Annotated in this window: 21 protein-coding genes and 1 riboswitch; of the genes, 10 read left to right on the top strand and 11 right to left on the bottom strand. The window is 39.8% G+C overall.

Annotated elements, in window-relative coordinates; translation table 11 throughout:
* Positions 1–2 precede the first annotated feature (2 nt).
* Positions 3–767 (top strand): OmpA family protein, encoded by a 765-nt coding sequence (locus GVX98_RS13045; protein ID WP_062034912.1) that lies wholly within the window; start codon positions 3–5, stop codon positions 765–767.
* A 369-nt stretch (positions 768–1,136) separates the two neighbouring features.
* Here the strand turns inward: GVX98_RS13045 and GVX98_RS13040 are convergent, their stop codons facing one another.
* Both GVX98_RS13040 and GVX98_RS13035 read right to left on the bottom strand, forming a co-directional pair.
* Positions 1,137–1,307, bottom strand: coding sequence for a hypothetical protein (locus tag GVX98_RS13040; protein WP_159128333.1), 171 nt, complete (start codon positions 1,305–1,307; stop codon positions 1,137–1,139).
* 500 nt (positions 1,308–1,807) lie between these two features.
* The gene (locus GVX98_RS13035; RefSeq protein WP_159128332.1) at positions 1,808–2,059 is read right to left on the bottom strand and encodes a hypothetical protein; all 252 of its coding nucleotides are present in this window, start codon (positions 2,057–2,059) and stop codon (positions 1,808–1,810) included.
* Positions 2,060–2,176: 117 nt separating this feature from the next.
* On the opposite strand from GVX98_RS13035, the gene GVX98_RS13030 reads away from it, so the two are divergent.
* Complete coding sequence (locus tag GVX98_RS13030) at positions 2,177–2,368, top strand: hypothetical protein (protein ID WP_227556766.1); 192 nt, start codon at positions 2,177–2,179, stop codon at positions 2,366–2,368.
* 388 nt (positions 2,369–2,756) lie between these two features.
* Here the strand turns inward: GVX98_RS13030 and GVX98_RS13025 are convergent, their stop codons facing one another.
* The 5 genes from GVX98_RS13025 to GVX98_RS13005 all read right to left on the bottom strand — a co-directional run bounded on the left by GVX98_RS13025 (position 2,757) and on the right by GVX98_RS13005 (position 8,588).
* A complete protein-coding gene (locus GVX98_RS13025) occupies positions 2,757–3,317 on the bottom strand; it encodes a lytic transglycosylase domain-containing protein (protein WP_159128330.1) in 561 nt (186 codons plus the stop codon).
* Positions 3,318–4,016: 699 nt separating this feature from the next.
* Entirely contained in the window at positions 4,017–5,216 is a 1,200-nt protein-coding gene (locus tag GVX98_RS13020) for an acyl-CoA dehydrogenase family protein (protein WP_159128329.1), read from the bottom strand.
* 17 nt (positions 5,217–5,233) lie between these two features.
* Positions 5,234–6,520: an acyl-CoA dehydrogenase family protein gene (locus GVX98_RS13015; RefSeq protein WP_171503366.1), complete on the bottom strand. Its 1,287-nt coding sequence runs from the start codon at positions 6,518–6,520 to the stop codon at positions 5,234–5,236.
* 231 nt (positions 6,521–6,751) lie between these two features.
* The gene (locus tag GVX98_RS13010; RefSeq protein WP_159128327.1) at positions 6,752–8,125 is read right to left on the bottom strand and encodes an AarF/ABC1/UbiB kinase family protein; all 1,374 of its coding nucleotides are present in this window, start codon (positions 8,123–8,125) and stop codon (positions 6,752–6,754) included.
* A 157-nt stretch (positions 8,126–8,282) separates the two neighbouring features.
* Complete coding sequence (locus tag GVX98_RS13005; RefSeq protein WP_004693014.1) at positions 8,283–8,588, bottom strand: hypothetical protein; 306 nt, start codon at positions 8,586–8,588, stop codon at positions 8,283–8,285.
* Between the two features lie 193 nt (positions 8,589–8,781).
* Here GVX98_RS13005 and GVX98_RS13000 point away from each other — a divergent pair, with 193 nt between their 5' ends.
* The 8 genes from GVX98_RS13000 (at position 8,782) to GVX98_RS12965 (ending at position 17,950) form a co-directional block, all read left to right on the top strand.
* Positions 8,782–9,204 (top strand): lysozyme inhibitor LprI family protein, encoded by a 423-nt coding sequence (locus GVX98_RS13000; RefSeq protein ID WP_004693016.1) that lies wholly within the window; start codon positions 8,782–8,784, stop codon positions 9,202–9,204.
* A 105-nt stretch (positions 9,205–9,309) separates the two neighbouring features.
* Positions 9,310–10,320: a 50S ribosomal protein L3 N(5)-glutamine methyltransferase gene (prmB, locus tag GVX98_RS12995; RefSeq protein ID WP_159128719.1), complete on the top strand. Its 1,011-nt coding sequence runs from the start codon at positions 9,310–9,312 to the stop codon at positions 10,318–10,320.
* A 15-nt stretch (positions 10,321–10,335) separates the two neighbouring features.
* Positions 10,336–11,427, top strand: coding sequence for a chorismate synthase (gene aroC, locus GVX98_RS12990; RefSeq protein WP_159128326.1), 1,092 nt, complete (start codon positions 10,336–10,338; stop codon positions 11,425–11,427).
* 371 nt (positions 11,428–11,798) lie between these two features.
* A complete protein-coding gene (locus tag GVX98_RS12985; protein WP_228716298.1) occupies positions 11,799–12,617 on the top strand; it encodes a hypothetical protein in 819 nt (272 codons plus the stop codon).
* A 229-nt stretch (positions 12,618–12,846) separates the two neighbouring features.
* Positions 12,847–12,933, top strand: a riboswitch (glycine riboswitch).
* Positions 12,934–13,065: 132 nt separating this feature from the next.
* Positions 13,066–14,310, top strand: coding sequence for a D-amino acid dehydrogenase (locus GVX98_RS12980; RefSeq protein ID WP_159128325.1), 1,245 nt, complete (start codon positions 13,066–13,068; stop codon positions 14,308–14,310).
* A gap of 181 nt (positions 14,311–14,491) precedes the next feature.
* Positions 14,492–14,719, top strand: a complete 228-nt coding sequence (locus tag GVX98_RS12975) for a hypothetical protein (protein ID WP_159128324.1) — start codon at positions 14,492–14,494, stop codon at positions 14,717–14,719.
* 255 nt (positions 14,720–14,974) lie between these two features.
* On the top strand, positions 14,975–16,405 hold the full coding sequence (locus tag GVX98_RS12970; RefSeq protein WP_159128323.1) for a diguanylate cyclase: 1,431 nt from the start codon (positions 14,975–14,977) through the stop codon (positions 16,403–16,405).
* A gap of 54 nt (positions 16,406–16,459) precedes the next feature.
* Positions 16,460–17,950: an amidase gene (locus tag GVX98_RS12965; RefSeq protein WP_159128322.1), complete on the top strand. Its 1,491-nt coding sequence runs from the start codon at positions 16,460–16,462 to the stop codon at positions 17,948–17,950.
* A gap of 54 nt (positions 17,951–18,004) precedes the next feature.
* Here the strand turns inward: GVX98_RS12965 and GVX98_RS12960 are convergent, their stop codons facing one another.
* From GVX98_RS12960 to GVX98_RS12945, 4 genes are all read right to left on the bottom strand, one after another.
* A complete protein-coding gene (locus GVX98_RS12960; protein WP_159128321.1) occupies positions 18,005–19,159 on the bottom strand; it encodes an MFS transporter in 1,155 nt (384 codons plus the stop codon).
* Positions 19,160–19,299: 140 nt separating this feature from the next.
* Positions 19,300–20,061: a 3-oxoacyl-ACP reductase gene (locus GVX98_RS12955; RefSeq protein WP_159128320.1), complete on the bottom strand. Its 762-nt coding sequence runs from the start codon at positions 20,059–20,061 to the stop codon at positions 19,300–19,302.
* A 174-nt stretch (positions 20,062–20,235) separates the two neighbouring features.
* Positions 20,236–22,167 (bottom strand): triacylglycerol lipase, encoded by a 1,932-nt coding sequence (locus GVX98_RS12950; protein WP_159128319.1) that lies wholly within the window; start codon positions 22,165–22,167, stop codon positions 20,236–20,238.
* A 133-nt stretch (positions 22,168–22,300) separates the two neighbouring features.
* Entirely contained in the window at positions 22,301–23,380 is a 1,080-nt protein-coding gene (locus GVX98_RS12945) for a putative zinc-binding metallopeptidase (RefSeq protein WP_159128318.1), read from the bottom strand.
* Positions 23,381–23,687: the final 307 nt, after the last annotated feature.

Raw genomic sequence — 23,687 nt, 5'->3', positions numbered from 1 at the left:
ATATGAAAATAAATCATAGATTTAAGTCGAATAAATGGCTGCTGACTTTAACGCTAGCCCTGAGTGGGAATGTCTGGGCTGAACCGATTATTGTTGAAGGTGTTGTTCCAAATGATGCCAGTAAGCAAATCATTTTAAACAAGATGTATAGTGTTTATGGCGCTGACCAAGTGATTGATAAAATAAAGGTTAAAGCGGTTAATGCTCCAAATGGTTGGAGTGAATCTGTTGCGAATATGGTAGTTCCAGAGTTAAAAAAAGTTCACCAAGGTAAACTTTCTGTACGTGGTACGCAAATGGAACTTAATGGAAAAATATCGAGTTCAAATGAAGTTCAGCCAACAACAAGTTTATTCCAAAGTTTAGTAACGCCACCATATCGCTTGAATGCGCAGCTTTCTGTCAATCAGGCTGAACAGCAAATCATAGATGAAGCGCTTAAAAACAGAATTATAGAATTTGAATCTGGCAGTGCAGTTTTGGCTGTGAGTGGGACTCAGATCTTAGATGAAATGGCGGTGGCTCTAAATAAGGTTGGTGGGAAAAAGGTCAAAATTATTGGACACACAGACAGTTCAGGTGATGCTGCAAAGAATCTTGTTTTAAGTAAAGAACGTGCTGTAGCTGTTAAAAACTATTTGATCAATAAAAGTATTGCAGCAGAACGCTTAAGTGTCGAAGGTTTGGGCTCGAACAAACCTGTTGCTGATAATGCAACTGCAGATGGCCGTAAGAAAAACCGTCGAATTGAATTTGATGTGATCTAAGTTATTTATAAAAAGCCACATAATTAAGTGTGGCTTTTTATAAATAACTTATATTACGTATAATGTATATTATGTTAAATCCGATACCAAAGGCTGTGGCCTACGCAACTTAGTTGGTGCCACAGATCAGCATCGTGAATCTGCACAATTATATTCACGCTGCTGATTACCGTGAATGAACATAATATACGTTATGCCGAAATCCGTGAGCACAAAAAATCAATCTAAATCAAGAACATCACCAACTTTTTTAATGATTATTAGCCCCAAAAATGCCATTACAGACAATAAAACTAAATGCAACGTAGATAAAGAATACAGATAGTCAAAATATTCAATCATTGTTAAGCACCCTATTTTGATTCAAATTTAGTCAATCGTAACCCGCATGTTATAAATGGGGGTAGAAAAATCAGTCAGGCGACTAGATTCTGCTGAGAAGAATTGTGCAGATTTAGGGCTTTCCACCGTGTTTTTACGGGTTTGGGTTGTTTTTTGTACAGGTTTTTTCAGAGTTGTTTTTTTAGATTTATAAGTCATAACGGCCACTCGACATAGCAATGAAATAAAAAAAACCTGCAAGACCACACAGAAATAAAAAGGTTAAGACCCAAACAAAGACACGATCAAATAGAGTCATAAGAACCAACCTTGATAACAAGCTGCATAACCAACAATAAAACCGAGAGCAACACCGAGATAATAAGGAGCTAAGAAACCAGACATGAATCAGTCCTCAATATCCATTTAGAAAAAATAAGAAAGAAACCAAAGCTAAAATAACGAAGAACGCTAAAATCCCAATAAACCAAGTTTCTTCATGAGGCTCTAACATGAATCAGCCCTCACACTTAGACATATGAAATGGCAAATACTGGTGATGAAATCTTGAGAAGCACTTTGGACACTCAACATCAACAGAACCTAAAACAATGCTTTGAATATTCATTTTCCTGACCCATCGAGAGAAAGCACCCAAATAAAAAGAGCAATAAAAACAATTAAAAAAGCAAATTTCAAAATCGGATCATCAAAGAGCATCAGCAATCCCCCATTTCTTCTTTTAATTCAGCGTTTGTTTTTTTGTATAAATCTGCATGAACATCAATCAGCGAATAGTCATAAGCCATTTCTGACGCAACAAATGCCAAGTGCTCTAAGCACTGCTCTGTGGAGAAAGCAGGTACAAAGTTATCTAATGCACATTGGCCATGTTGAGAAACAAGCTCAGCTACTCGATTAAAAGCAGCCTGAGTAAATTCTTGCGGACTATCGAATGTTGTTGTTTGCATAGCATGTATACATGTTTCTATTTTGGGAAAAGATAACAGATTTACATGTATCATGTAAAGCGTGTATACAAGTATCTATAGAATTGAGGAATTAAATTGATTCGGAAGAAAACGACAATGGCTCAAATGTTGAGACTAAATGAAAGGGAAAAAGAACTCCTTAGAAATAAGGCAGTTGAAATAAACAAGGTCTTAATCAATAAAAAATTAGAGCCTGTTAAAGATACTGAATTGGCTCATATAGTCCTAGAACAAGGCATAGACCTGATAGAAATCACTGAATCTGGAAAAATAATTATTCCAAGATAAAAAAAGGGAGTTTTTAAACTCCCTTTTATTTTGGCTCAGAGCCGAATGTCGCATAACGTAATTTTATGTTAAATCCGATACCAAAGGCTGTGGCCTACGCAACTTAGTTGGTGCCACAGATCAGCATCGTGAATCTGCACAATTATATTCACGCTGCTGATTACCGTGAATGAACATAATATACGTTATGCGCCAGCTCATTAATTCAAATCCCCCTCCGCTTATAGCTGAGGGGGATTTTTTTATGCACGAAAGGTTAAATAATATAAATAAAGAATTATTAAGAGGGAAAAATAAGAAGAAGTAATCAGATGAAATAAGCTATCTATAAGGGCCTAAATAGTAAAAAGCCAGCAGTTGCTGACTTTAATGTCTTATTTACAAGAGGTTATAGAGCATCTTTTAAGTTTTCTTGATGTACTTTAACCTGTTTGGCATATTTCTTTCCTTGACGCTTCATTTTCCAGCTTGAATGGTAGCCTGTTGGACCGACATTATAATAAGCTAAAGCTTTGGGCCAACTTTCTGCTTTTTGGTTGTAGTTGGCAAGAATATAGGTACCACAATTAATATTATTAATTTCTTCAAATAAATCTCCAGGGCAGGTTTGTTGCCAATAGCGTGGGATAACTTGAGTAAGTCCAATAGCACCAGCAGGGGAAACAGCATAATTTCTATAGCTAGACTCTTGTCTTATGACTGCTGCAACTAGTAATGGATCCACATTATAACGATCTGCACTTTGTACAATCATAGGTGCGATACGTAGTGCTGTAGTTGGTTCAACAGCATATGCTTTTTGAATGCCATTGGCTAATTTTGCTGAACGCTTTTCAACGGAACCGCCACCAAGTGATGCACAACCAGTAAATATTAAAGTTGTTGTTAAAATTAAAACAGATTTAGCTTTAATATGAGCTGTTGGCAAGTATCGTTGATAATTCAGCAAACTGTATATCCATTGGTATAATGTCTGAGAAGATCATATTGAGCTGTGTAACTACAGTCAAGTTGAGACAGAAGGTACTATTTTATGGTTTTGTTAAATCCGTACTTTATTTAAGCTAAATAGAGGGGATTAATCGAAAGCCTAGATTTTATGCGGTGAGTAGAGCCACTTGCAAAGATAGTTTTGTCATATAAACCCATCGTATTTAGCTTTTTATAGGTGATTGCATGGACAAGTCAAATAAATTCCTCTTGCTTATAGCAAATAGCCTAAGCAGAATCTAAGTTGGTAAGACTTGCTATTCTCCAAATATTAAGTTTGAAATTATGAGGATATAAGGCCTAATGTAAAGACATGGTTGACGACTTATAAAAAGTTTCAAATTTCAAAAAAGGGTATTTCTCACATATGGAAAACAGTATTGAATATTTGTTTTATGATGCTCATCGATAATGTTTAAAAATAGAGTGGAGATACATAAAAAATTAAAAACATTTATCTAATATTATATTTACTCAATAAATCTATGTTCTGTGATAGCGATACGTTTTTTGAAGCCCAACAAATATGTTCAGCCGTTGTTAGATAGCATGAATCTAAGTCCAACGCTTTCTTATTTTACATTACTTTCAATGTGAAGCCATGATTCTTTATTTAGAGAAACCATGGCTTCAACATGTCCGAAAGGGATGTTTTATATTATTTCAACTCGCTTGATGACTTTCCCAGTTCACGGCGTGCAATGATGAGTTGCTGAATTTGTTGCGTACCTTCAAAAATATCTAGAATTTTAGAATCTCTTGCCCATTTTTCTAAAAGCTCATCTTCGTTGTAACCGACTGTTGATGCAAGTTCGACGCACTTAAGGGTAATTTCATTACAAATTCGACCAGCTTTGGCTTTGGAGATGGAGGCTTCTTTTGAGTTTGGCTTTTTGTTATCTGCCATCCATGCAGCTTTTAAGGTCAGTAAACGAGCCGCTTCCCATTCGGCTTCCATACGATAAATTTGGCTCGTAATATGAGTGGTTTGTAAGTATGGCGTTATATATTGAGGATCCAAACAATCGCTGAAGATTTCTTTAATTCTCTCTAGTGAGGCCTTGGCACAGCCTATAGCCATCGCCGCAACGAGCGGACGAGTATTATCAAAAGTTTCCATCACGCCAGCAAAGCCTTTAGCAATGTCAATTTCCGCATTTCCCAGTAGGTTATTGGTTGGTACTCGACAGTCGATTAAACGAATAACCGCGGTATCAGAGGCTTTGATTCCTAGTTTATGTTCTAAACGTTCCACTGTCATGCCAGCAGTTCCTTTAGGAATTACAAAAGATTTGATCGCAGAACGACCTAATTTTTTATCCAGAGTTGCCCAAACGACGATAGCATCGGCACGCTTCCCCGAAGTCACGAAAATCTTTTCACCATTTAAGATGTATTCATTACCATCTTTTATTGCCGTGGTGCGAATAGCGGCAGAGTCCGAGCCGCAGGTTGGTTCAGTGATTGCCATAGCTGCCCATGTGTTTTTGAAGCGCTCCAACTGCTCTTCATTGGCCACAGCTGCTATCGCTGAATTTCCTAGACCTTGGCGGGGCATTGATAGAAGTAAAGCGGTGTCTCCATAACACATTTCAATTACACTTAAAGCGGTAGAGAGATTCACTCCATTTTTATTGCCTTGTTCATTTGTACCTCGCTTGCCGACAGCAGCCCCCGCATTCATACCTTCACCACCCTCATTCATACCATCGACTAAAGATGCCAGCATATCCAGTTCTTTAGGGTAGCTGTGTTCAGCTTTATCGTATTTTCTAGAGATAGGACGAAGTACATTGATGGCCACTTGGTGGGCTTGATCAATCAGTAATTTAAATTTTTTAGGATTTTGTAAATTCATGCCAGTTTTCCTTTTTATTATGCATGTAGACCAGAGTGAACAATCGCTGTTGCACGTAAATCACGATACCAACGCTCAACAGGATGTTCTTTGGTGAATCCGTGCCCACCTAAAATCTGTACACCATCGGTGCCAATTTTCATGGCTTTTTCGGCACAAAGTAAGCGTGCTAAATAGGCTTCACGGTGAAATATCTGCCCAGATTCAGCTAGACTTGCGGCATTTAGAATGAGCATACGCATTGCATCAATTTCAATGGCCATATCGGCAATCATAAAAGCAACACTTTGACGGTGAGAAATTGGTTCACCAAAGGCGGTACGTTCATTGGCATATTCAATACAATATTTTTTGACCGCTTCACATGTGCCGACCGCCATTGCACACCACATTAAATTGCCGAGGTCTAAAAATGCCGTGTAGTTGAAATCTTCATCACCTAAGCGTAAAGCAGGGGTTTGATTAAAAATTAAAGTTGCTGTTTCCGTTGCTTTGAGTCCCATAGCGGGAGATTTTTTAAACTGAATGCTTTCATCCCGTCTGAGAATAAAAACTTCAGCTTGGCCATTAAGTTCAGCACTGACAAGGAAAATATCTGCACTTTCAGCCAATAGTACCAGTGTTTTTTCACCTTGAATAAAATATTGACCATCACGTGAAATGGCTTTGGTTTTTAACTGGTAAGGATTAAAAGCAGGCGTAACTTCTTGAATTGCAAAGCTAGCGCGAATGCTACTGTCTTGCGCAAAACTGTTTAAATATAAAGCTTGTACTTGCTCCGAACCCCATTGCGTAATGGCATTAATTACACTAAAGGTAGAGAGCATACCCGCGGCTAAACTAAAGTCACCTTTGGCCAGATGCTCCGCGATAAGTACATTACTCAGAATATTTTTCTCAGCAGCGACACCACCGAGTGCCTCAGGCAAAGCATAAAAGTTCAGACCTAGCTCTTCGATATATTGCCAAAGTTCTGTTGGAAAAGTTTCATTTTGATCGGCACTTGCGGCTAATGGGTAAAGTATATCGGCGGCAAACTGTGACATGGTGTCGATGGTCATTTGCTGATCTTCTGAATAGCTCAGATCAAATAATGATTTTTCTTGATTGTTGAGCCGTTGTTTATGTAGATCTTTATTGGCTTTAAAGGCTTTTTGTGTTTTTGATAGAGTCTTATAGCCAGCTTTTGAGCCTTGATAAAGCGATTTCTCCATAAATTTTCTAAGTTTTAATTGGTCAAGTACGTCGCTACTTGCCATTTTTGTGATCAGTGATAAGCCAAATTCCTGCGCCTTATTTACCATATTTGTCATTATTTTCATCCAGCAGAATTATTCTGTGGTTTTATGCTGACATAGCGGCATACGAATAACTATGTCATGACTGACATGATGTATTGTCAAAGATAAACGGTATGTGGTGTATTTTAAATTATTCTAATGATTTGTTTTTAAAGTTTTTTATGGAATTGTTGGAAATTGAATTGATTGATCAATTGACCAAAATGACATTGCGTCATTTTGGTCAATGTACTTTTAGATAAATTTTTTGACCATTGCACGAACATTGGTTTTTGCTTCAATCACAGTCATAAAGGTATAAGCACCAATGAATTTACGGCTGATAAACATAAACTCTTTGGGTGGCACACTGAAATAGCGAGACGCCATCGACTTTGAGGCTTGTTGCATTACACGGCTATGAAGCTGACTGGCTTTCCAGTCATAAGCAAAGTGTTCATCCATAACACCAGCAGGTAAGTCTGGGTTGTTGCTTGGGCTGCTGAATGCTTCAGTTGCAAGTAAGAAGACCTTAGCCATATCGGGTTTAATGCTTTGAGGGATAGAGTCGAAAAACTCATAGCCTGTCATCGCTTGAACCATTTCTTCACTACTATGATTAAACCCAGCATGAATGAGCTTACGTGCTACACCGAGTAAGTGTTCATCAAACTGTCGGATTGCGCCAAAATCAAGCAGAACGATTTTGTCCAAGATGTCATTGCCATTACCTAAGCGAACGAGGTAATTACCAAAGTTCGGGTCGGTCTGCATTTCACCCCATTCAAAAATCTCGCGTACCGCAATTTCAAGTGATGCTTCACCAAGTTTGTTGCGACGTTCTTGTGGCAGAGACAGCATGACAGGGCTGTTAATCGGCACGCCACGTTCAAATGTCATACACAATACTTGGTCTGTACAGTAGCCATCTATAATTTGTGGCACGATGTAGCGTGGATCTTCTTTTAAGCGAGTAGCAAAGCGGCGTGTGGTTGCAGCCTCAATTTTATAATTGACTTCACGGTGCATCATCTCACGAACTTCATCGAACCATTGGTCGAACTCGCGTGTTTGCGGCACCATACGTGTCAGTTTAAGCATGTTTTTAAACAGGCTCATGTCTGAGTCAATGGCTTCAGCAACGCCTGGATATTGAATTTTCAATACCATCTCTAAACCATCAGACTTACGCGTTGCACGGTGGACTTGTGCCAGTGATGCAGTGCCCAGTGGCTCATGATCGATTGTTAAATCATCTAGTTTAGAACCCAACTGGCTGTACAGTTGCTGTTTTATCGCAGGCCACGCTAAAGCGACTGTTTGGTTATTTAAAGTATTTAAGGCTTGTGTGATTTCTTCAGGTAGAAAGTGTTCACCATAAAGTGCCATCATTTGGCCAATTTTGACGATAGAACCTTTAAGTTTGCCTATTTCAGAAACAAGATAATCGGCCTGTTCTTTCATTGCTTTTTTGCGTTTCTTTTCTTTTTCTTCTTCGCTAGAAAACATAGTTGTCGCATTAGAAGCAGCCCAACGTGTTCCAGCAAGCAACGAAGCTTTGGCAATCGATAAACGACGATCCATAGAGGAGGTTTTCAGTTGTTTAAGCTTATCGTTGTGATCTGACATAATTCAGTAAAATCCTTTCATCAGCAAGGGCAGCATTTTAGATTGTAACGGATAATATCGTGTATTCACGTATTAAAAAAGTTCAACTTGCTGAATCTCGAGTTAAAAAAGGCCATAAGTGTTAAGCAACCATCTAAATAATGCCTAATCGGGATTGTTACATGCGAAATTTTACTTTAAGGGTATTTTTCTGAATCAATTCATCTTTATGCATTTGTATGTGTTGGAGGATCATTTCTTGTACCGGTTGGTGCATAAATCCATGTGCATAACCTTTAACAATGATGATGCTCGGTAGGCTAAAAAAGAAGTATCGAGCATCTTCAAGGGTTGCACATTCATAGATCCCTTGCTGTTGCAACAGCTTCTGGAAATAGGCTTTTTCAGTGTCGACATGATTGTTTTCGGTGTCATTCCAATAGCGTTCACGCATCGCCATTAAATTGTTGTGTTTATAACTCATAAGTTTGGGGAATATTGGCAGAAGAACTCACTTTATAATAAGGCTGTTTGATCAGGTTTCAATGCAAAGCCTGTGAGTTCATGTAAAAAGCTGTGCAGTGGAAATTTTATAGGGGGCTAGTATGTTCATACAAAATAGGATGTTATATTAAAGCGCTACAGCACGTAGATGTTGTGAATGACTAGATTAAAAAATGAATGAAGAAAATTTGCTTTGGGGAAAGGAATTGAAACAAATATTTAGTGCGTTGCTTGTTGTGGGATTGTTCAGTGGTTCAGCCTATGCAATGGGCCCAACTAAAAAATATGAAGCATGCATGAAGCAAACTGGCAATGTGTTGAGTGAAATTGATGCATGTATGAGTAAAGAATATAAAGCACAAAAGAAACGCTTAAAGAAAGTATTTAAGCCGTATTTAGCGAAGGCTCCTGCAGAAGAGCAAGGACTGGTTAAACAGTCTCATCAGCAATGGCTGGCGCAGCGTGATCAGATTTGTAATAACAAACCTATCGTGAAAAATGAAAAGACTGAATTACAGCGTATTTCGTGTCTGATGCAAATGACGCAAACCCGTGCAGATATGTATGAAGCACGTACAGGCCGTATAAGCAAATAAGAGCAAAGCGTATGAAAATGTGTTTGCTGTGCATCAAAACATTATAAATCATAGAAAAACAGGGTATCATAAGGCGTTTTTATTATGACCTTGGAGACGCCTTTAGTGGATCGCCCGACTATTAGCCCTGAACATATACAGGAAGCCGCTGAAAACTTAAGCACAATTCGTGATTTTATCCGTTTTGGAGTGACAGCATTACGTCAATACGATGCACATTTAGGTCAAGGTACAGAAGACTATTTTGCTGAAAGCTCAGCTTTGGTTTTACAAACTTTATCTTTAGATTGGAATGCGGATGCTGAAATCTTAGAGTCGAAGCTACTACCAAGTGAAAAAGCAGAAGTTTTAAGCTTATTAGAACGTCGTATTAATGAAAAAGTACCGACTTCATATTTGCTTAATTTGGCATATTTTGATGGCAAGCCATATTATGTCGACGAACGAGTACTGATTCCACGTTCACCGATTGCAGAATTGATTCAAAACCGTTTTGCGCCTTATTGCTTAGGTGAAAATGGCCAAATGGGTGAGGCAGTCAATAACTTGCCAGAAAACCCAAATCCCAAAATGCCACAACGTATTTTAGATATGTGCACGGGCTCAGGTTGTATCGCGATTGCTTTGGCTTATGCCTACCCAGATGCCGAAGTAGATGCAACGGATATTTCTAAAGAAGCATTAGAAGTGGCTCAAATTAACTCAGAACACCACGACAAACATTATCAAGTGGCTTTACTTGAGTCCGACTTGTTCTCCAAAATTCCTGCTGAAAATCAATATGATCTTATCGTGTCTAATCCACCTTATGTGGATGCTGAAGACATGGCAGATTTACCTGAAGAATTCCATCATGAACCAGAATTGGCTCTGGCAGCAGGTCAAGATGGCTTAGATTTGGTTCGTAAAATGTTAGCTCAAGCGCCAGATTACTTAACTGAAGATGGTCTCATCGTGATTGAAGTGGGTAATTCTGAATGGGCAATGCGCCAAAACTTTAATACCGTTGATTTTTACTGGTTACAGTTCCAAAAAGGCGGTACAGGAATCTTTGCATTGACTGCGGCTCAATGCCGTCAATTCCGTGATTTATTCATTCAATCTGTTCAAGCATAAAAGGAGTCGTTAGACATGGCAGGTAATAGTATAGGGCAACTCTTCCGTGTAACGACTTGTGGTGAATCTCATGGTGTAGGCTTAATGGCGATTGTGGATGGTGTTCCACCGGGTCTTGAGCTTACAGCAGACGATTTGCAAAAAGATTTAGACCGTCGTAAGCCGGGCACATCTAAATTTGCGACGCAGCGCAAAGAACCTGATGAAGTTGAAATCATTTCAGGTGTGTTTGAAGGTAAAACAACAGGCACACCAATTGGTTTATTGATCCGTAACACCGATCAAAAATCCAAAGATTACGGCAATATTGCACAAAGCTTTCGTCCGGGACATGCAGATTATACTTATACACAAAAGTATGGTTTCCGTGATTACCGTGGCGGTGGTCGTTCAAGTGCGCGTGAAACGGCTATGCGTGTGGCTGCGGGTGCAATTGCGAAAAAATACTTGGCTGAAAAGTTTGGTATTTTCATTCGTGGTCATGTGACCCAAATTGGGACTGAAATTGCGGAAAAATTGGATTGGAATGAAGTACCTAATAATCCATTTTTCTGTGGCGATGTCGATGCCGTACCGCGTTTTGAAGCACTTGTGACTTCATTGCGTGAACAAGGTACCAGTTGCGGTGCAAAGCTTGAAATTTTGGCTGAAAAAGTGCCTGTAGGTTGGGGTGAGCCTGTTTTTGACCGTCTAGATGCTGACATTGCCCATGCCATGATGTCTATTAACGCGGTCAAAGGGGTTGAGATTGGTGATGGTTTTGCCGTTGCTGGTCAGTTTGGACATGAGAGCCGTGATGAGTTAACCACTGATGGCTTCCTTGCGAACCATGCAGGGGGTATCTTGGGTGGTATTTCGAGTGGTCAAACTATTCGTGTTGCAATTGCGCTGAAACCGACGGCGTCTATTACCACGCCGGGTAAAACGATCAATATTAATCGTGAAGATACTGATGTATTAACCAAAGGTCGTCATGACCCTTGTGTGGGTGTGCGTGCGGCTCCGATTGCAGAAGCAATGCTTGCGATTGTTTTAATGGATCACTTTCTGCGTCATCGTGCTCAAAATGCAGACGTCGTTGCACCATTTGCACCGATTGAATACTAGAAAATTCTCTTTATATTTAAGAGAGTACACATTAAAGTCAGACTTCGGTCTGACTTTTTTTATTTGCGTATGAAAGCTAATCTTATTAGATACCAATGTAGGACAACCGTTGATGAATCTTCATTTGGTCCTAATGATTAAGCAAATTTACAATTCGAGTCTTTCCCGTTTCTGAAAGAAATCATCAATAACACAGAATAATTGGGTATGGGCCATAATGGTACAAGGAACATAAGGGTTAGAGTCGTAAGTTTAGTGTGGTCACACAGCGAATGGCTTTAGTTCCTCTCTTTTTCAAGTCAATTTCTTATCCGTGATTCGGGTTAAGTCATTTAGAGAGTTAATTTTTAAAAGAAAAAAGGAAGGGGGATATGAATAAAAAAATAAGCACAGTAAGACGAGGCACCATTTTATTTTTATCATTACTTACAGTTTTGGTTATTTCATTGTTGATATACGGCTATGACAGTATGCATGACCCTGAAAAAGTTAAAGCGCGCTTATATGCTTGTGGTAAATTTGGTGATCAGCATATGCTTATTAATAAGCAGTATTTACTTTTTGGCAGAGTGACTTATCAAGGTGTGAATTATTGGGGGAAAAATATTAAAAAAGAACACGAGGCTAAAGGTTGTGATGATCAAATTCAACATATTGCTTTGAAAGTGAGATGGCCTGAAATGACAACGTCGAGTGAAGGCTTTAGACTAGGTTCTGAGTATAAAAATGATATCAAAATAGCATTAAGCCAACGTTCCGTTTGGAAAGAGGAGTGGGGAAGTAAAGACTTTTTTGATGAGTTTTTGATTTTAAAACAATACTTAAGGAAAGGAATGTCTTCTGGTGGAGAAGAGGTGAGTGAAGTATGGATAGATGAAACAAAAACATTTAATTCAGATTTGGGACTCTACGAAATAGAGGTAAAAAGTGATGATGGTGTTGGAAAAAAGGTGTATTGGCAGGAGCGTAAAGGTAAAGGGGTAAGCCTAACTATTGTATGTCTTTATTTTAAGGATGGTGCAACAAGTTGTGAATTTAATACACATCAGCCCAATTATGGGTTTAATACGAGTTATATCACTATAAAATTTCATAGTGAGTTACTGCCGCATTGGCAAGAAATTTATCAAAATGCAGAACAACTCATTCATTCTTTTAATACAGGAGAGAAACAGAATGAAGCATCTTAAGATGTATAAATCATCACTATTAAAAATGTTTAGATGACCTCAGCATAGCTCAGATGTGCGCGATAGATATGTCCTATTTTAAAGCAGTAACAGCGCAATTTTGATCAGTATAGTGCAACGTTTGTCCTAAGCTGAGGTTGTGCTTTATAAAAATAAACGAAAGATAATACTTTAAGAGCAGTTTCCAATCGGATGATTACATGGTATATAAATTGCTCATAGAATAATAAGCATTATTGCAGGAGAGAAATGTTCTGCATTCGCCGAAGGAGCAACGACCCCGGAAACTCTCAGGCAAAAGGACTGTAATAATGAAAAAACTCTGGAGAGAAGTGTTCAATCACTCACCGAAGGGGATGGTTTAAAACGTCATGGGATGTTTTAGATCGAAGCTCTCAGGTACACATGACAGATGGGGTTGACATCAAACAATAAAAAGGAGGTGTCTATGTGTCATGTCGTTGTCATTGGTGCTGGAATTACAGGCGTCACAACTGCATATGAATTAAGCTTACTTGGTTATCAAGTGACCGTTGTTGATCGTCATTTATTTCCTGCGATGGAAACTTCTTTTGCAAATGGTGGACAACTGTCTGCATGTAATGCGGAAGTTTGGAACCAAAAATCGACAGTGCTGAAAGGCATGAAATGGATGTCTCAAAAATCTGCCCCTTTATTGCTCAATCCTGCATTTAGTGTGCATAAATATGCATGGCTAATGGAATTTCTGGGTAATATTAAACATTATGAGGCCAATACCCATGAAACAGTACGATTGGCTTTATTGGCTCGTCAACGCTTGTTCGAAATTGCGGATAAAGAGTCAATCGACTTCAATTTAGAAAAACGTGGTATTTTGCATTTTTATCATAATAAACAAGATTATGACGTTGCCATTCGAGTCAATGATTTACTCAATAAAGGTGGACTTGAACGTTGCGGCGTAAGCAATGAAGAAATTAAGCAAATTGAGCCGACATTGACCGGCGACTATTATGCTGGATTTTATTGTGAAGGCGATGCGACCGGTGATATTCATAAATACACCACAGGTTTGGCTGAAGTCACCAAAAAGTTAGGTGTGAAGTATCGTTTTGGTATGGATGTGACAGATATTCAGCATTTAGCCTCAGGCGTTGAAGTGAAGTTACAACCTAGTTCTGAGAATGTAGAGCTTGCACCAGCGGAAGTTGAAATGCTCGCTGCCGATGCTGTTGTGGTGTGTGCAGGGGTGGGTAGCTATCAACTGGCCGAATTGGTTCAAGAGCGCGTCAATGTTTATCCTGTAAAGGGATATTCGATTACTGTCATGCTGAATGATGAAGAGAGTCAGCAAAATGCGCCGTGGGTGAGTTTGCTGGATGAAAGTGCGAAAATTGTAACTTCACGTTTAGGTAAAGATCGTTTCCGTGTTGCGGGCACTGCTGAGTTTAATGGCTATAACCGTGATATCCGTGCAGATCGGATTCAACCTCTGGTTGACTGGACCAATCGCAACTTTAAAGTTTCGACAGAGCATGCGGTCCCTTGGGCAGGTCTTCGCCCTATGATGCCGAATATGATGCCTGTAGTTCGCCGTGGAAAGCTAGAACGTGTGTTCTTTAATACAGGGCATGGGCACTTAGGTTGGACGCTATCTGCGGCAACCGCAGCAATGATTAGTCAGGAAGTCGCGACAGCCTATCCTGTTTAATTCGAGTGCATCCTTGGAGGGATAAAAACAAGTTTGCTTCGAGCTTGTTTTATCATTTTTGTGCAATGATGTTATAATTCTGCCTTAATTTCAAAAGATTGCTCACAAACGAATACTTTAAACTTGAGCAAAAATAAGTAGTATTGTTTCAAGCAATTGATGACTAATGTGAAGGTGAATAATGATTAACATGAAAATGGCTTTGGTGGTTTTAGCTTCTGCAGCGATGTTGTCGCTTGCTGCGTGTAGTGACAAAAAACAAGAGACTGAACAAACGCCAGTGGAAAGTTCAGCAACTGATACACCAGTGACCAATATTGAAGTTAGTCCAGAGATGATTGATGCTGCACCTTTAGAGTCTGAAGAAGCAGGTGCATCAGCACCCGCGGCAGCTTCTGAAGTGAAATAAGTCCAAAGATGATAAAAGCCTCCCAATGTGGAGGCTTTTTTTATGGGTGAGAGTGATATCAGCGTTTAATCGTAAATATCTAGATTCAGGATATAAATCAAAAAATCATATTGAAACCATAACGAACAATCGATAGAGTTTATTTAGTAAATATTGTCAATCTGTGATGGTTTTCATCAATGCATCCTTTGCAAGCAAATGGACAGTAGAAAACATGATGTTTAATCATAACTCATGTAAAAATGAGGGAATATTTTGTACGCAGTTAAGCTCACAGAAGTATCGTTGAATTTTAAACAGCATGGCCGAGCATTTTTGATTGTTGCTGCGGTGATTTTTGTCTGCTGCTTGCTTGGGATATTCACTCGACCGATTGCATATTTCGCTTATTTTTGGCCTGCTAATGCAGTACTGATCGGCTTATTTTTAAGGTTTAAGCCACTCAGAAATGTTGGTGGTTGGTTGGGTGCATTTATTGGTTATATGTCGGCAGATTTAGTCACTGGGAATCATCTTGAACTGACTTTAGCTTTAACGATCGCCAATTTTATGACGGTAGGCGTGTCTTTATTCTTTATCCATTATTTACAAATTGACTATCGTGCATATAACAAAGGCTTAAATTTTCTTTATCTTTTCTTGGTTTGTGTTTTTCTTGGGTGTTTTTCCAGCGCGATATTTGCCGTTGCGGTCGTTCCGTATATGCCACACACTTTTATGAGCACGCAAGACCTTTGGGCTGAGTTTTATATTTGGTGGACGGGGGAAGTTCTCAATTGTATTTCACTTTTACCCCTCATGTTGACCTTTCCTGCAGCGAAGAAATTAAAGTATCTTTGGACTAACCGTAGACAGTGCGAAACCCAGTTTGTCGATGTTTTACCCTTACTGTCAGTTTTAATTTCTGTGGCGTGTACTCATCTTTTCTTTGGTCCAGGCGCCTTACTTTTCCCTCTAGCAGGGCTCATTTGGGCGGCTTTAAGTTACAACTTATTTTATGTGAGTATCATTAACAGTTTGGTTTGTTTTGTGACGTATCATAGTTTAACGACCTATTATATTTCACGTACAGCAGATAACTTCTTGGCCACTTCTATTTCGGTGCGTATAGGGCTGTGCATGTTGATGATTGCACCTTTGCTTTTATGTATTGTGAGTCGTAATCGTCATGATCTGTATAAAGAAGTACTTTATCTGGCCAACCATGATCCCTTAACTCATGTGGGAAATCGCCGTTTTTTCTTTACTCAAACTGAAAACTTATTGAAGGAAAATTTGGTTAAATCGATGAGTATCATTGTGCTAGATATTGATCACTTTAAGAAAATGAACGATCAATATGGTCATTATATTGGTGATGTATTGCTACAAAGCTTTGCCACGACGGTGAAAAGTAATTTGCGTGAACAGGATTTATTTGCGCGTATGGGCGGTGAAGAATTTGTGGTGGTGCTAAATAATACCACTGAAATTGAATCACAAATCATTGCAGAACGTATCTGCCGTGCTGTTGCTACTTCAAAAACCCAAGTGGCGCATGCTGTTTTGAGCATGACGGTGAGTCTTGGTGTGGTGCATCAAGTTTTACCAACGCAAAATAGTCTACAGAGCTTGTTAAATCGTGCTGATCGGGCGTTATATCAAGCCAAAACTTTAGGACGTAATCAAGTACAACTTGCCTCATAGGTTAAAATTTAGTAAAAGTATAAAACAATAAAAACTATAGATACTTGGATAAAAATGAATTTTTCTGAATACCTTCGTTATGATGGGCTGGGTTTGGCTGAGTTGGTTGCACAAAAACAAATCCATCCCGCCGAATTATTACAAATTGCAATTGATCGTAGTCAGCAAACCAATCCTGCTTTAAATGCGATTATTATTCCGATGCATGATTATGCCAAGAACAGAGCGCAAAATGCATTGTCTGGCCCATTTGCTGGGGTGCCTTTTTTAGTAAAGGATTTATTTCAAGAATATGCAGGTTATCCAACCTCTTATGGATGCCAAGCATTTAAACGCACGGGTCATATTGCAGAACATAATGCAGAAATTGTAAACCGTTGGGAAAACACAGGCATTTTAACCTTTGGGCGTACCAATACCCCTGAGTTTGGTATCAAGGGCATTACGGAATCAGATGCTTGGGGAGCCTGTCATAATCCTTGGAATTTAAAACATAACAGTGGTGGCTCATCGGGTGGCTCTGCTTCTGCAGTGGCCGCTGGGATTGTTCCTATTGCGGGTGCGGGTGACGGCGGCGGGTCGATTCGAATTCCTGCATCGTATTGCGGTTTATTTGGTTTAAAGCCAAGTCGTGGACGTACGCCGTGGGGCCCAGATATGAGTGAGGCAATGCATGGGGCTGCGATACAGCATGTATTGAGTAAAAGTGTAAGAGACAGTGCAGCGATGTTAGATGCAACGCAGGGTGCAGAGCATAGTTCATTGTTTAAAATTGAACTACCTAGCCAAAGCTATTTGGCCTGTCTACAGCAGCCTGTAAAAAAACTTAAAATTGCATTTAGTACTCAATCACCTATCGGAACCCCAGTGTCTAAAGATGCAATTGATGCTGTGCAGCATACTGCACGTTTGTTGGAGTCTTTAGGGCATACAGTGGTCGAAGCACAACCTGAGATAGATGGTATGTCTTTGGCCAGAGACTTTATCACGACGTGGTTTAGTCAATTTTCTTATATGTTAGAGCAGATCAAGCAACACGTTCCGACCACAGCAGGAGATTTTGAGCTGGATTCTTTAGCTTTGGCTGCCTTTGGTGCGAAAACGACTGCGTTAGAATATATTCATAATCTGAATAATTGGGGGGTGTATGTCACCCAAATGAACCAATTCTTTGATCATTATGATCTTTATCTGACTCCTGCTACAGCTTCAGTCGCACCCAAAAATGGGCAAATTTCTACTCCATCATGGCAAAAACCAATTTTAAAAAGTTTATTAAAAGTCGGCAAAGCGCATCTACTGGCACAAGGAAAACTGGTCGATAAAATTGTGAAAGATAATTTACGTTGGGTGCCTTTCACTCAGTTAGCCAACATCACAGGTTTACCCGCGATGTCTGTACCTTTGTATTGGAATGCTGACAATCTTCCGCTTGGTTCACAGTTCATTGCGCCTTTTGCCCGTGAAGATCGGCTCTTACAGTTGGCTAGTCAGCTTGAACAGGCCCAGCCATGGTTTCATAAATATAGTGAAATCAAAGTTTAGAAAGCTGATTAATTAAACTGCTGCAATTTATGACCACAGATCATAAGAGAGCTTTTAAGCTTGCACCTCTTTGGGTAAGTACCGAACCAAACCCAAACCGAGTAGAACCGCACAGCCTGCCAAAATAAAAATAAGTTCGCCTGACAGGCTGTGCCAATAATGTCCTGCAAGAATACTTCCAGACGCTACACCCAGTCCCCACATGGTGCTATATAAGGCTTGACCACGTCCTTGTTGTCCTAAACTAAAGTTTTGGAAAATGATACGCATGGCGATGAGATGAAATAAACCAAAGCTAAAAGCATGAATGGTTTGTGCGAAGAACTGGATCGCAAAGATTTGTGGAAAAGAACCGACCATAAACCAGCGTAGCGCTGTGAGGATCAGACAAATAGACACCATGAGTCGCCATGAAAAACGTTTGAAAAAAACGTGAGCAATGGCAAACATAATAATTTCGGCCATGACACCGATAGCCCACAAAAAACCAATTTCTGTGGTTGAGTAACCGGCTTGTTTTAAGAAGTTACTATAAAAACTATAAAACGGTGCATGCGAAAAAAGCAGAATAAACTCGATACCGAAAAATGCCGCTACAACGGGTTTTTTTAAAATAGGTAACAATGGCTCGAGATGCCCTTGTGAATTAGGGGCAGTGGTTGGTTCTTTGATGCTAAATGACCAAATAAAGGCCAAAAAAGAAATGCACAGCAATAAAACTGGCAGCATAGAGATGGGCAAAATTTCTAATAAGGCTCCGATACCAAAAACTCCGACAATAAAACCGACCGAGCCCCATTTTCGAACTTTTCCATATAAAGCACTGCGTTGTTCCGCGAGCCAAAATAGAGTTACGCCTTCAAACTGAGCCAGAATGGCGTTTTGGAAGAAGCTAAAGATCAGCATGAGCAGGGCGATCGCCTGAAAGGAGTTTGGAATGATAAAAGTCATGAACCAAATACAGGCTTCCATCCACGTTGCGACTCTGACCAAGAGCATCCGTTTCCCTGATTTATCAGCAATCCAGCCCCAAATAAAAGGAGCAAAAAAACGGGTAATGATCGCAATTGAGGAAAGGATACCGATTTCACTGTAGTTAAAGCCTTGATCTTCGAGATACAGGCTCCAAAACGGCATGAACGTGCCCACAATGGAATAATAAAAGAAGTAAAAACCAGCCAGTCGGTGCCGAATGGGAAAAGAAAGCATCGTACTGTATTCCTTGCTAGGGTGAGCAGATTCTGAAGAAGACTTGAACCTAAAACAAAGCTTCAAGTCGATGAAGCTTCGAGAATTTTAAAAATGGATTGTTTAATCATGCTTACTTAAAGTGTAAGGATTAAAGCCAATTAGCCTTTGACTAAACCACCATCTACAATCAAGTTTTGACCTGTCACAGCACAAGAATATGGCGATAAGAACATTAAAATGGCTGAAGCAAATTCCTCAGGCGTAACTACACGACGTAGTGGTGTTGCACTTGCGATGTAATCAAAAACTTCATTGGGCGTGCTTTTGCTAGCATCAGTGGTTTGCAGTAAACCGCCAGAAAGCATATTGATATTAATGCCATATTGGCCAAGTTCATGCGCTGAGGTACGGGTAAATGCCAACAGTGCTGCCTTCGCCGTGGTGTAGTCATGATAAGGCACCACAGGATTCTGCACCAGATTGGTTCCGATGTTTACAATGCGGCCAAACTGGTTTTGTTTCATACCTTCAAGCGCTGCTTGGGTTGTATTCAAAGCGGCTTTAACTGCACCTTCAAATTGTTGTTGCATGGTTTCCCAGCGTAGCTCATGAACTTTTGGACGGGCCTCAACATTAAACTCGAATTGAATGAGCGCATTATTAATCACGGCGTTGATATGCTGTCCAAAATGCTGAAAGCTTGCGTCAAACATACTTTTGACTTGAGCATTGTCTGTAACATCAGCTTGGTAGATAAAAACCTGCTTTGGATACTGCTGGACTAAGGTTTGCGCTGCTGCTTGGCTGTTCAAATAGTTCACGACTACTCGAGCACCTTCATTGATTAAGGCGTGTGTAATTGCAAGACCTAAACCACGTGCGCCACCTGTGACCAGTACAACTTGATTTTTAATGTGCATGATGTTTCCGAGCAGATAAATGCATATATTCTTAGATAAAACAAGTATATCAAAACCTTTCCGGACCTGAGGTTTTACAACTGCTACTTTTCAAGTTTTCGATGCTCATTTAGCTGGGTTAGAGTATTCGGATAAAAATCTCTAAGCACAGTAGAACAGTTTTAGTACTGTTGATCATTGAGCCTGAGTTTGCTCAAGGTGTAGCCTCAAAATACGACGCAATTCTAATAATGTTTCTGCTTCCTCATGCACCGAATGGTTGCCTTTAATGATTTTTTCAGAGACAGCCTGTTCTAAATGTGAACTGGAATAGGGCACAATACCATCGCTTATGTCATTGGTCTGACGGTGATTACCAATAATAGAATGATAAGGAACTGTGGATACCGGCATGATGTTACTGGTCAAAGCCATAAAGCGTGACTTTGGACTTAAGTCATCTGGGCCAGATTGCACCATGCCTTTGGTGCTAGAGCTACCATTGAGTTGTATATCCACTTGGTTAAAGAAAGTGATCGGTAACTTGACCATTTTCTTCACCAATTCTATGTACCAGCGGTCAGATAGTTCACTGCCACGGTGAGGCGCGGCAATAAAAATTGCACGTCCAATGGGTAAATCAGAATGAAATTGAAAACGTTCTTTGATTACAGGATATTGTTGTAATCGGGTGTATTGCTCATAGTTTAATAGTGGAATCACTTGTTCAGAAATATCGTGCTCACTAATCAGTAAGCGACTAATGACGCCCCCCATACTATGTCCAATCAGCACGGCGTCACTGGCTGAGCGAGAGTTAGGTTGAACTTGTGCAAAGGCTTGTTTAAGTAGTGCATGAATCTGATAGCTGCTTTCAACAATCGGCATATTGGTTGAATAAAACACCTGCCATACCTGAAAGTTTTCTCGTAAAACTTTATCCCCCAAAATGTTATTGGTCAGATTGACCCAGGTTTCAGGGCTACTGGCGAGACCATGAATAAGTACAATCACTTTTTTATTTGGTTGGTAGGGTTCAAGCATATAGACATGTGGCATACGCAATCGCTCAGTTTTATCGAGCAAGGTTAAGTAGCCTGTAGAGCCCAGTTTATTTTCTGCCAGCCAGTAGGCAAAAGGCACAGAATAATTCGCCGTGAGAATGTATTTTTGTTGATGTATGTCTACATACTTTTGCGTATAAGGATTAAACAGCTCAATCTCAAAAACAGCTTTGCCATTAAGCACATCTTCAATAGTGCTTTCCGGGTCTAATGGCTGCGCCGCTGCGGTTACGGACAAATAGCGTGCAGGATGGATATTGGGATTGGTTTGATTTTGATAAAACGATATCGGGTCAAGAATAAAATCATTTTTATGAATAGGGTCCGCTTCAGTCACAACCACAAACTCTGCGCCCAAACCATCTTGACGATTGACTTGATAAAAACCTGAAAAATTTAAGTTATAGCTGGATTGAACTCGGTTAATGGTTTTACTTTTCAGTTCAGGATAGTGTTCTAAATTTACAATATATTGACGTTGTTGGACGTTGAGTTGCGTGGGAACTTGATAAAAAGGTTGTGTACGGTACGCCGTGGTAATTAAACGTGACAAAGCGACATTGTAAAAAGTGCGGACATGCATTTGTCTTTGATCAAAAACACGGGTACTTGGGCTTTCTTGCATTTTAAATAAATACACATAGCTATAACGTAAACTCTGGTCGAAGGCCCCAAGGCTCTGTTCTAAGCAGTGATTATTTTTACTGTGAGGCTGTTCTTGGACACAGTTGCGTTGTTTTGAAAACTCGAAAGCTTGAGCCAAATACAGTTCACTTAAGGCGGCATAGCGCTCATCTGCTGCAATATCCGTCTGTGTGTTTAAGCGTTGCAAACATGTTTCAAATTCAGCGGTACATTGTTGTGGCGTCAGGCTGAGTAACTTGAGTAAACTGGTGGTTTCCGCACTCAATTGGTCGTGGGTTAAGATATTTTCAGACTTGCTACGAATAGCTTGATGGATATTATTTTCTTTGACTTTGACCAACTGGCAGGCCGGCAGTAAAACAATCGTTAGCCCTAAAATGATTGGTCGCGTGAAAGCATGATGTTTCGTTAAAAGCATATTTTTTAGCACGGACGTTATCTATATAGGCTCAAGATGTCTTTCATTTTAAGATAATTTTTACCGAGTTACATCCAGATTTGGTCCAATCTTTGGTGTCCCTAGACATAACTTAAGAACGCTTATATTCAGCTCAAGCGATTTGGCGAGCAAAGGCTTTGCCCAAAACATGTTTATGTATAAATCTTAATTTATCGAGGACTGGTCCTGATAGTGTAAAGGGATAAGCATCTTCTAAACCCATACTGCGATTTAACGCATTTAAGTTAAAAGTCAGTGTCATCCACTGTTTGAGTAGTACATCAAAATCTTGAGCGCCAATTGGATTTTCATAAAAGGTTAAGTCATGCGTATCTTTTCGATTATTGCGCACAATTAATCCTGCATAGTACGCGGTTTCCAACGTGTCCATCATGTGTAAATAGTGTGCCCATGTTTCTGCCCAGTCTTCCCAAGGATGTGTGCTGGCATAAGAGCTGACATAAAACTTGTCCCAGTTTTGTGGCGCGCCATCTTCGTAGTGGCGTTGTAGTGCTGCGTTATAATCTTGACGCTCATCTCCAAAATACTGACGGAACTCGTCGACCAGCTCAGGATGTAGCGATTTAATGAGGTCAAAATAATAATGCCCACTTTCATGACGGAAATGCCCCAAAAGCGTACGGTAGTTTTCACCCATTTTAATACGGGTTGTTTCTCTATAGATGACATCTGCTTCACTGGCATTGAGTGTGATGACGCCGTTAGCATGTCCTGTCAGCACAGGGTGCTCTGGTTCAGGCATGAGAAAATTAAAACGGAGTCCGTAGCGATCGTCGTCGTTATATTTGGGCCTTGGCATAATATTCAGGCGTTGCATTAAATACAGAAAGCGCCGTTTAGCATGTTCGAGCCGTGACCAATAGACGATATGATCAGGGTTGTCGAGAGTAGGAATGGTATATGTGAGTACACAAGACTCACAGTAGATGTGGTTACTCTCTGCGGGAATAACCCAATTACAGACTTGATGATGCTGATAGTTATAAGAAGGTTTATAGCGCTTCGTCTGGTATTTTTCATTTAGCGCTAACCAAAGAACAGGGCTATGCTGTTCAAAGCTCCCCATATCTTTTTCTGATGCAATATAACCGAGTGTAGTTTGGCAGCTCACACATTGTGAGTTGGCAAAAAAGACTTGGTTTTGACAGGATGCGCAACTAAAGAATTTCATCGGCGGTTATGTCTTTGGTGAGCTTTTAGAACCAGTATAAAGGATGTTGATTCCCTTCGTCATGTTCTGTCATCTGTTTTGATAGGCTTGCAAAGTTAAGTATTCATTGAGAGCATATTAGAAAGAATACATGTGCTTGGTTAGTAGCGAGCTTTTCAGCAGGTTCTTTTCTTTCATATTTGTATAAAGAGATATAAATTTTAAAATTTATAACGTGAATGAACGAAAAAGCTTGATTTAGGTGCAGATTCGTCAAAAATAGGGACTGGGAAAAATCAAAGCTTCATTTTAGAATTTCAAAGCCTTT

This window comes from Acinetobacter sp. 8I-beige, assembly GCF_902505955.1.
GTDB lineage: Bacteria > Pseudomonadota > Gammaproteobacteria > Pseudomonadales > Moraxellaceae > Acinetobacter > Acinetobacter johnsonii.
This window is presented reverse-complemented; position numbering and strand designations above follow the sequence as displayed.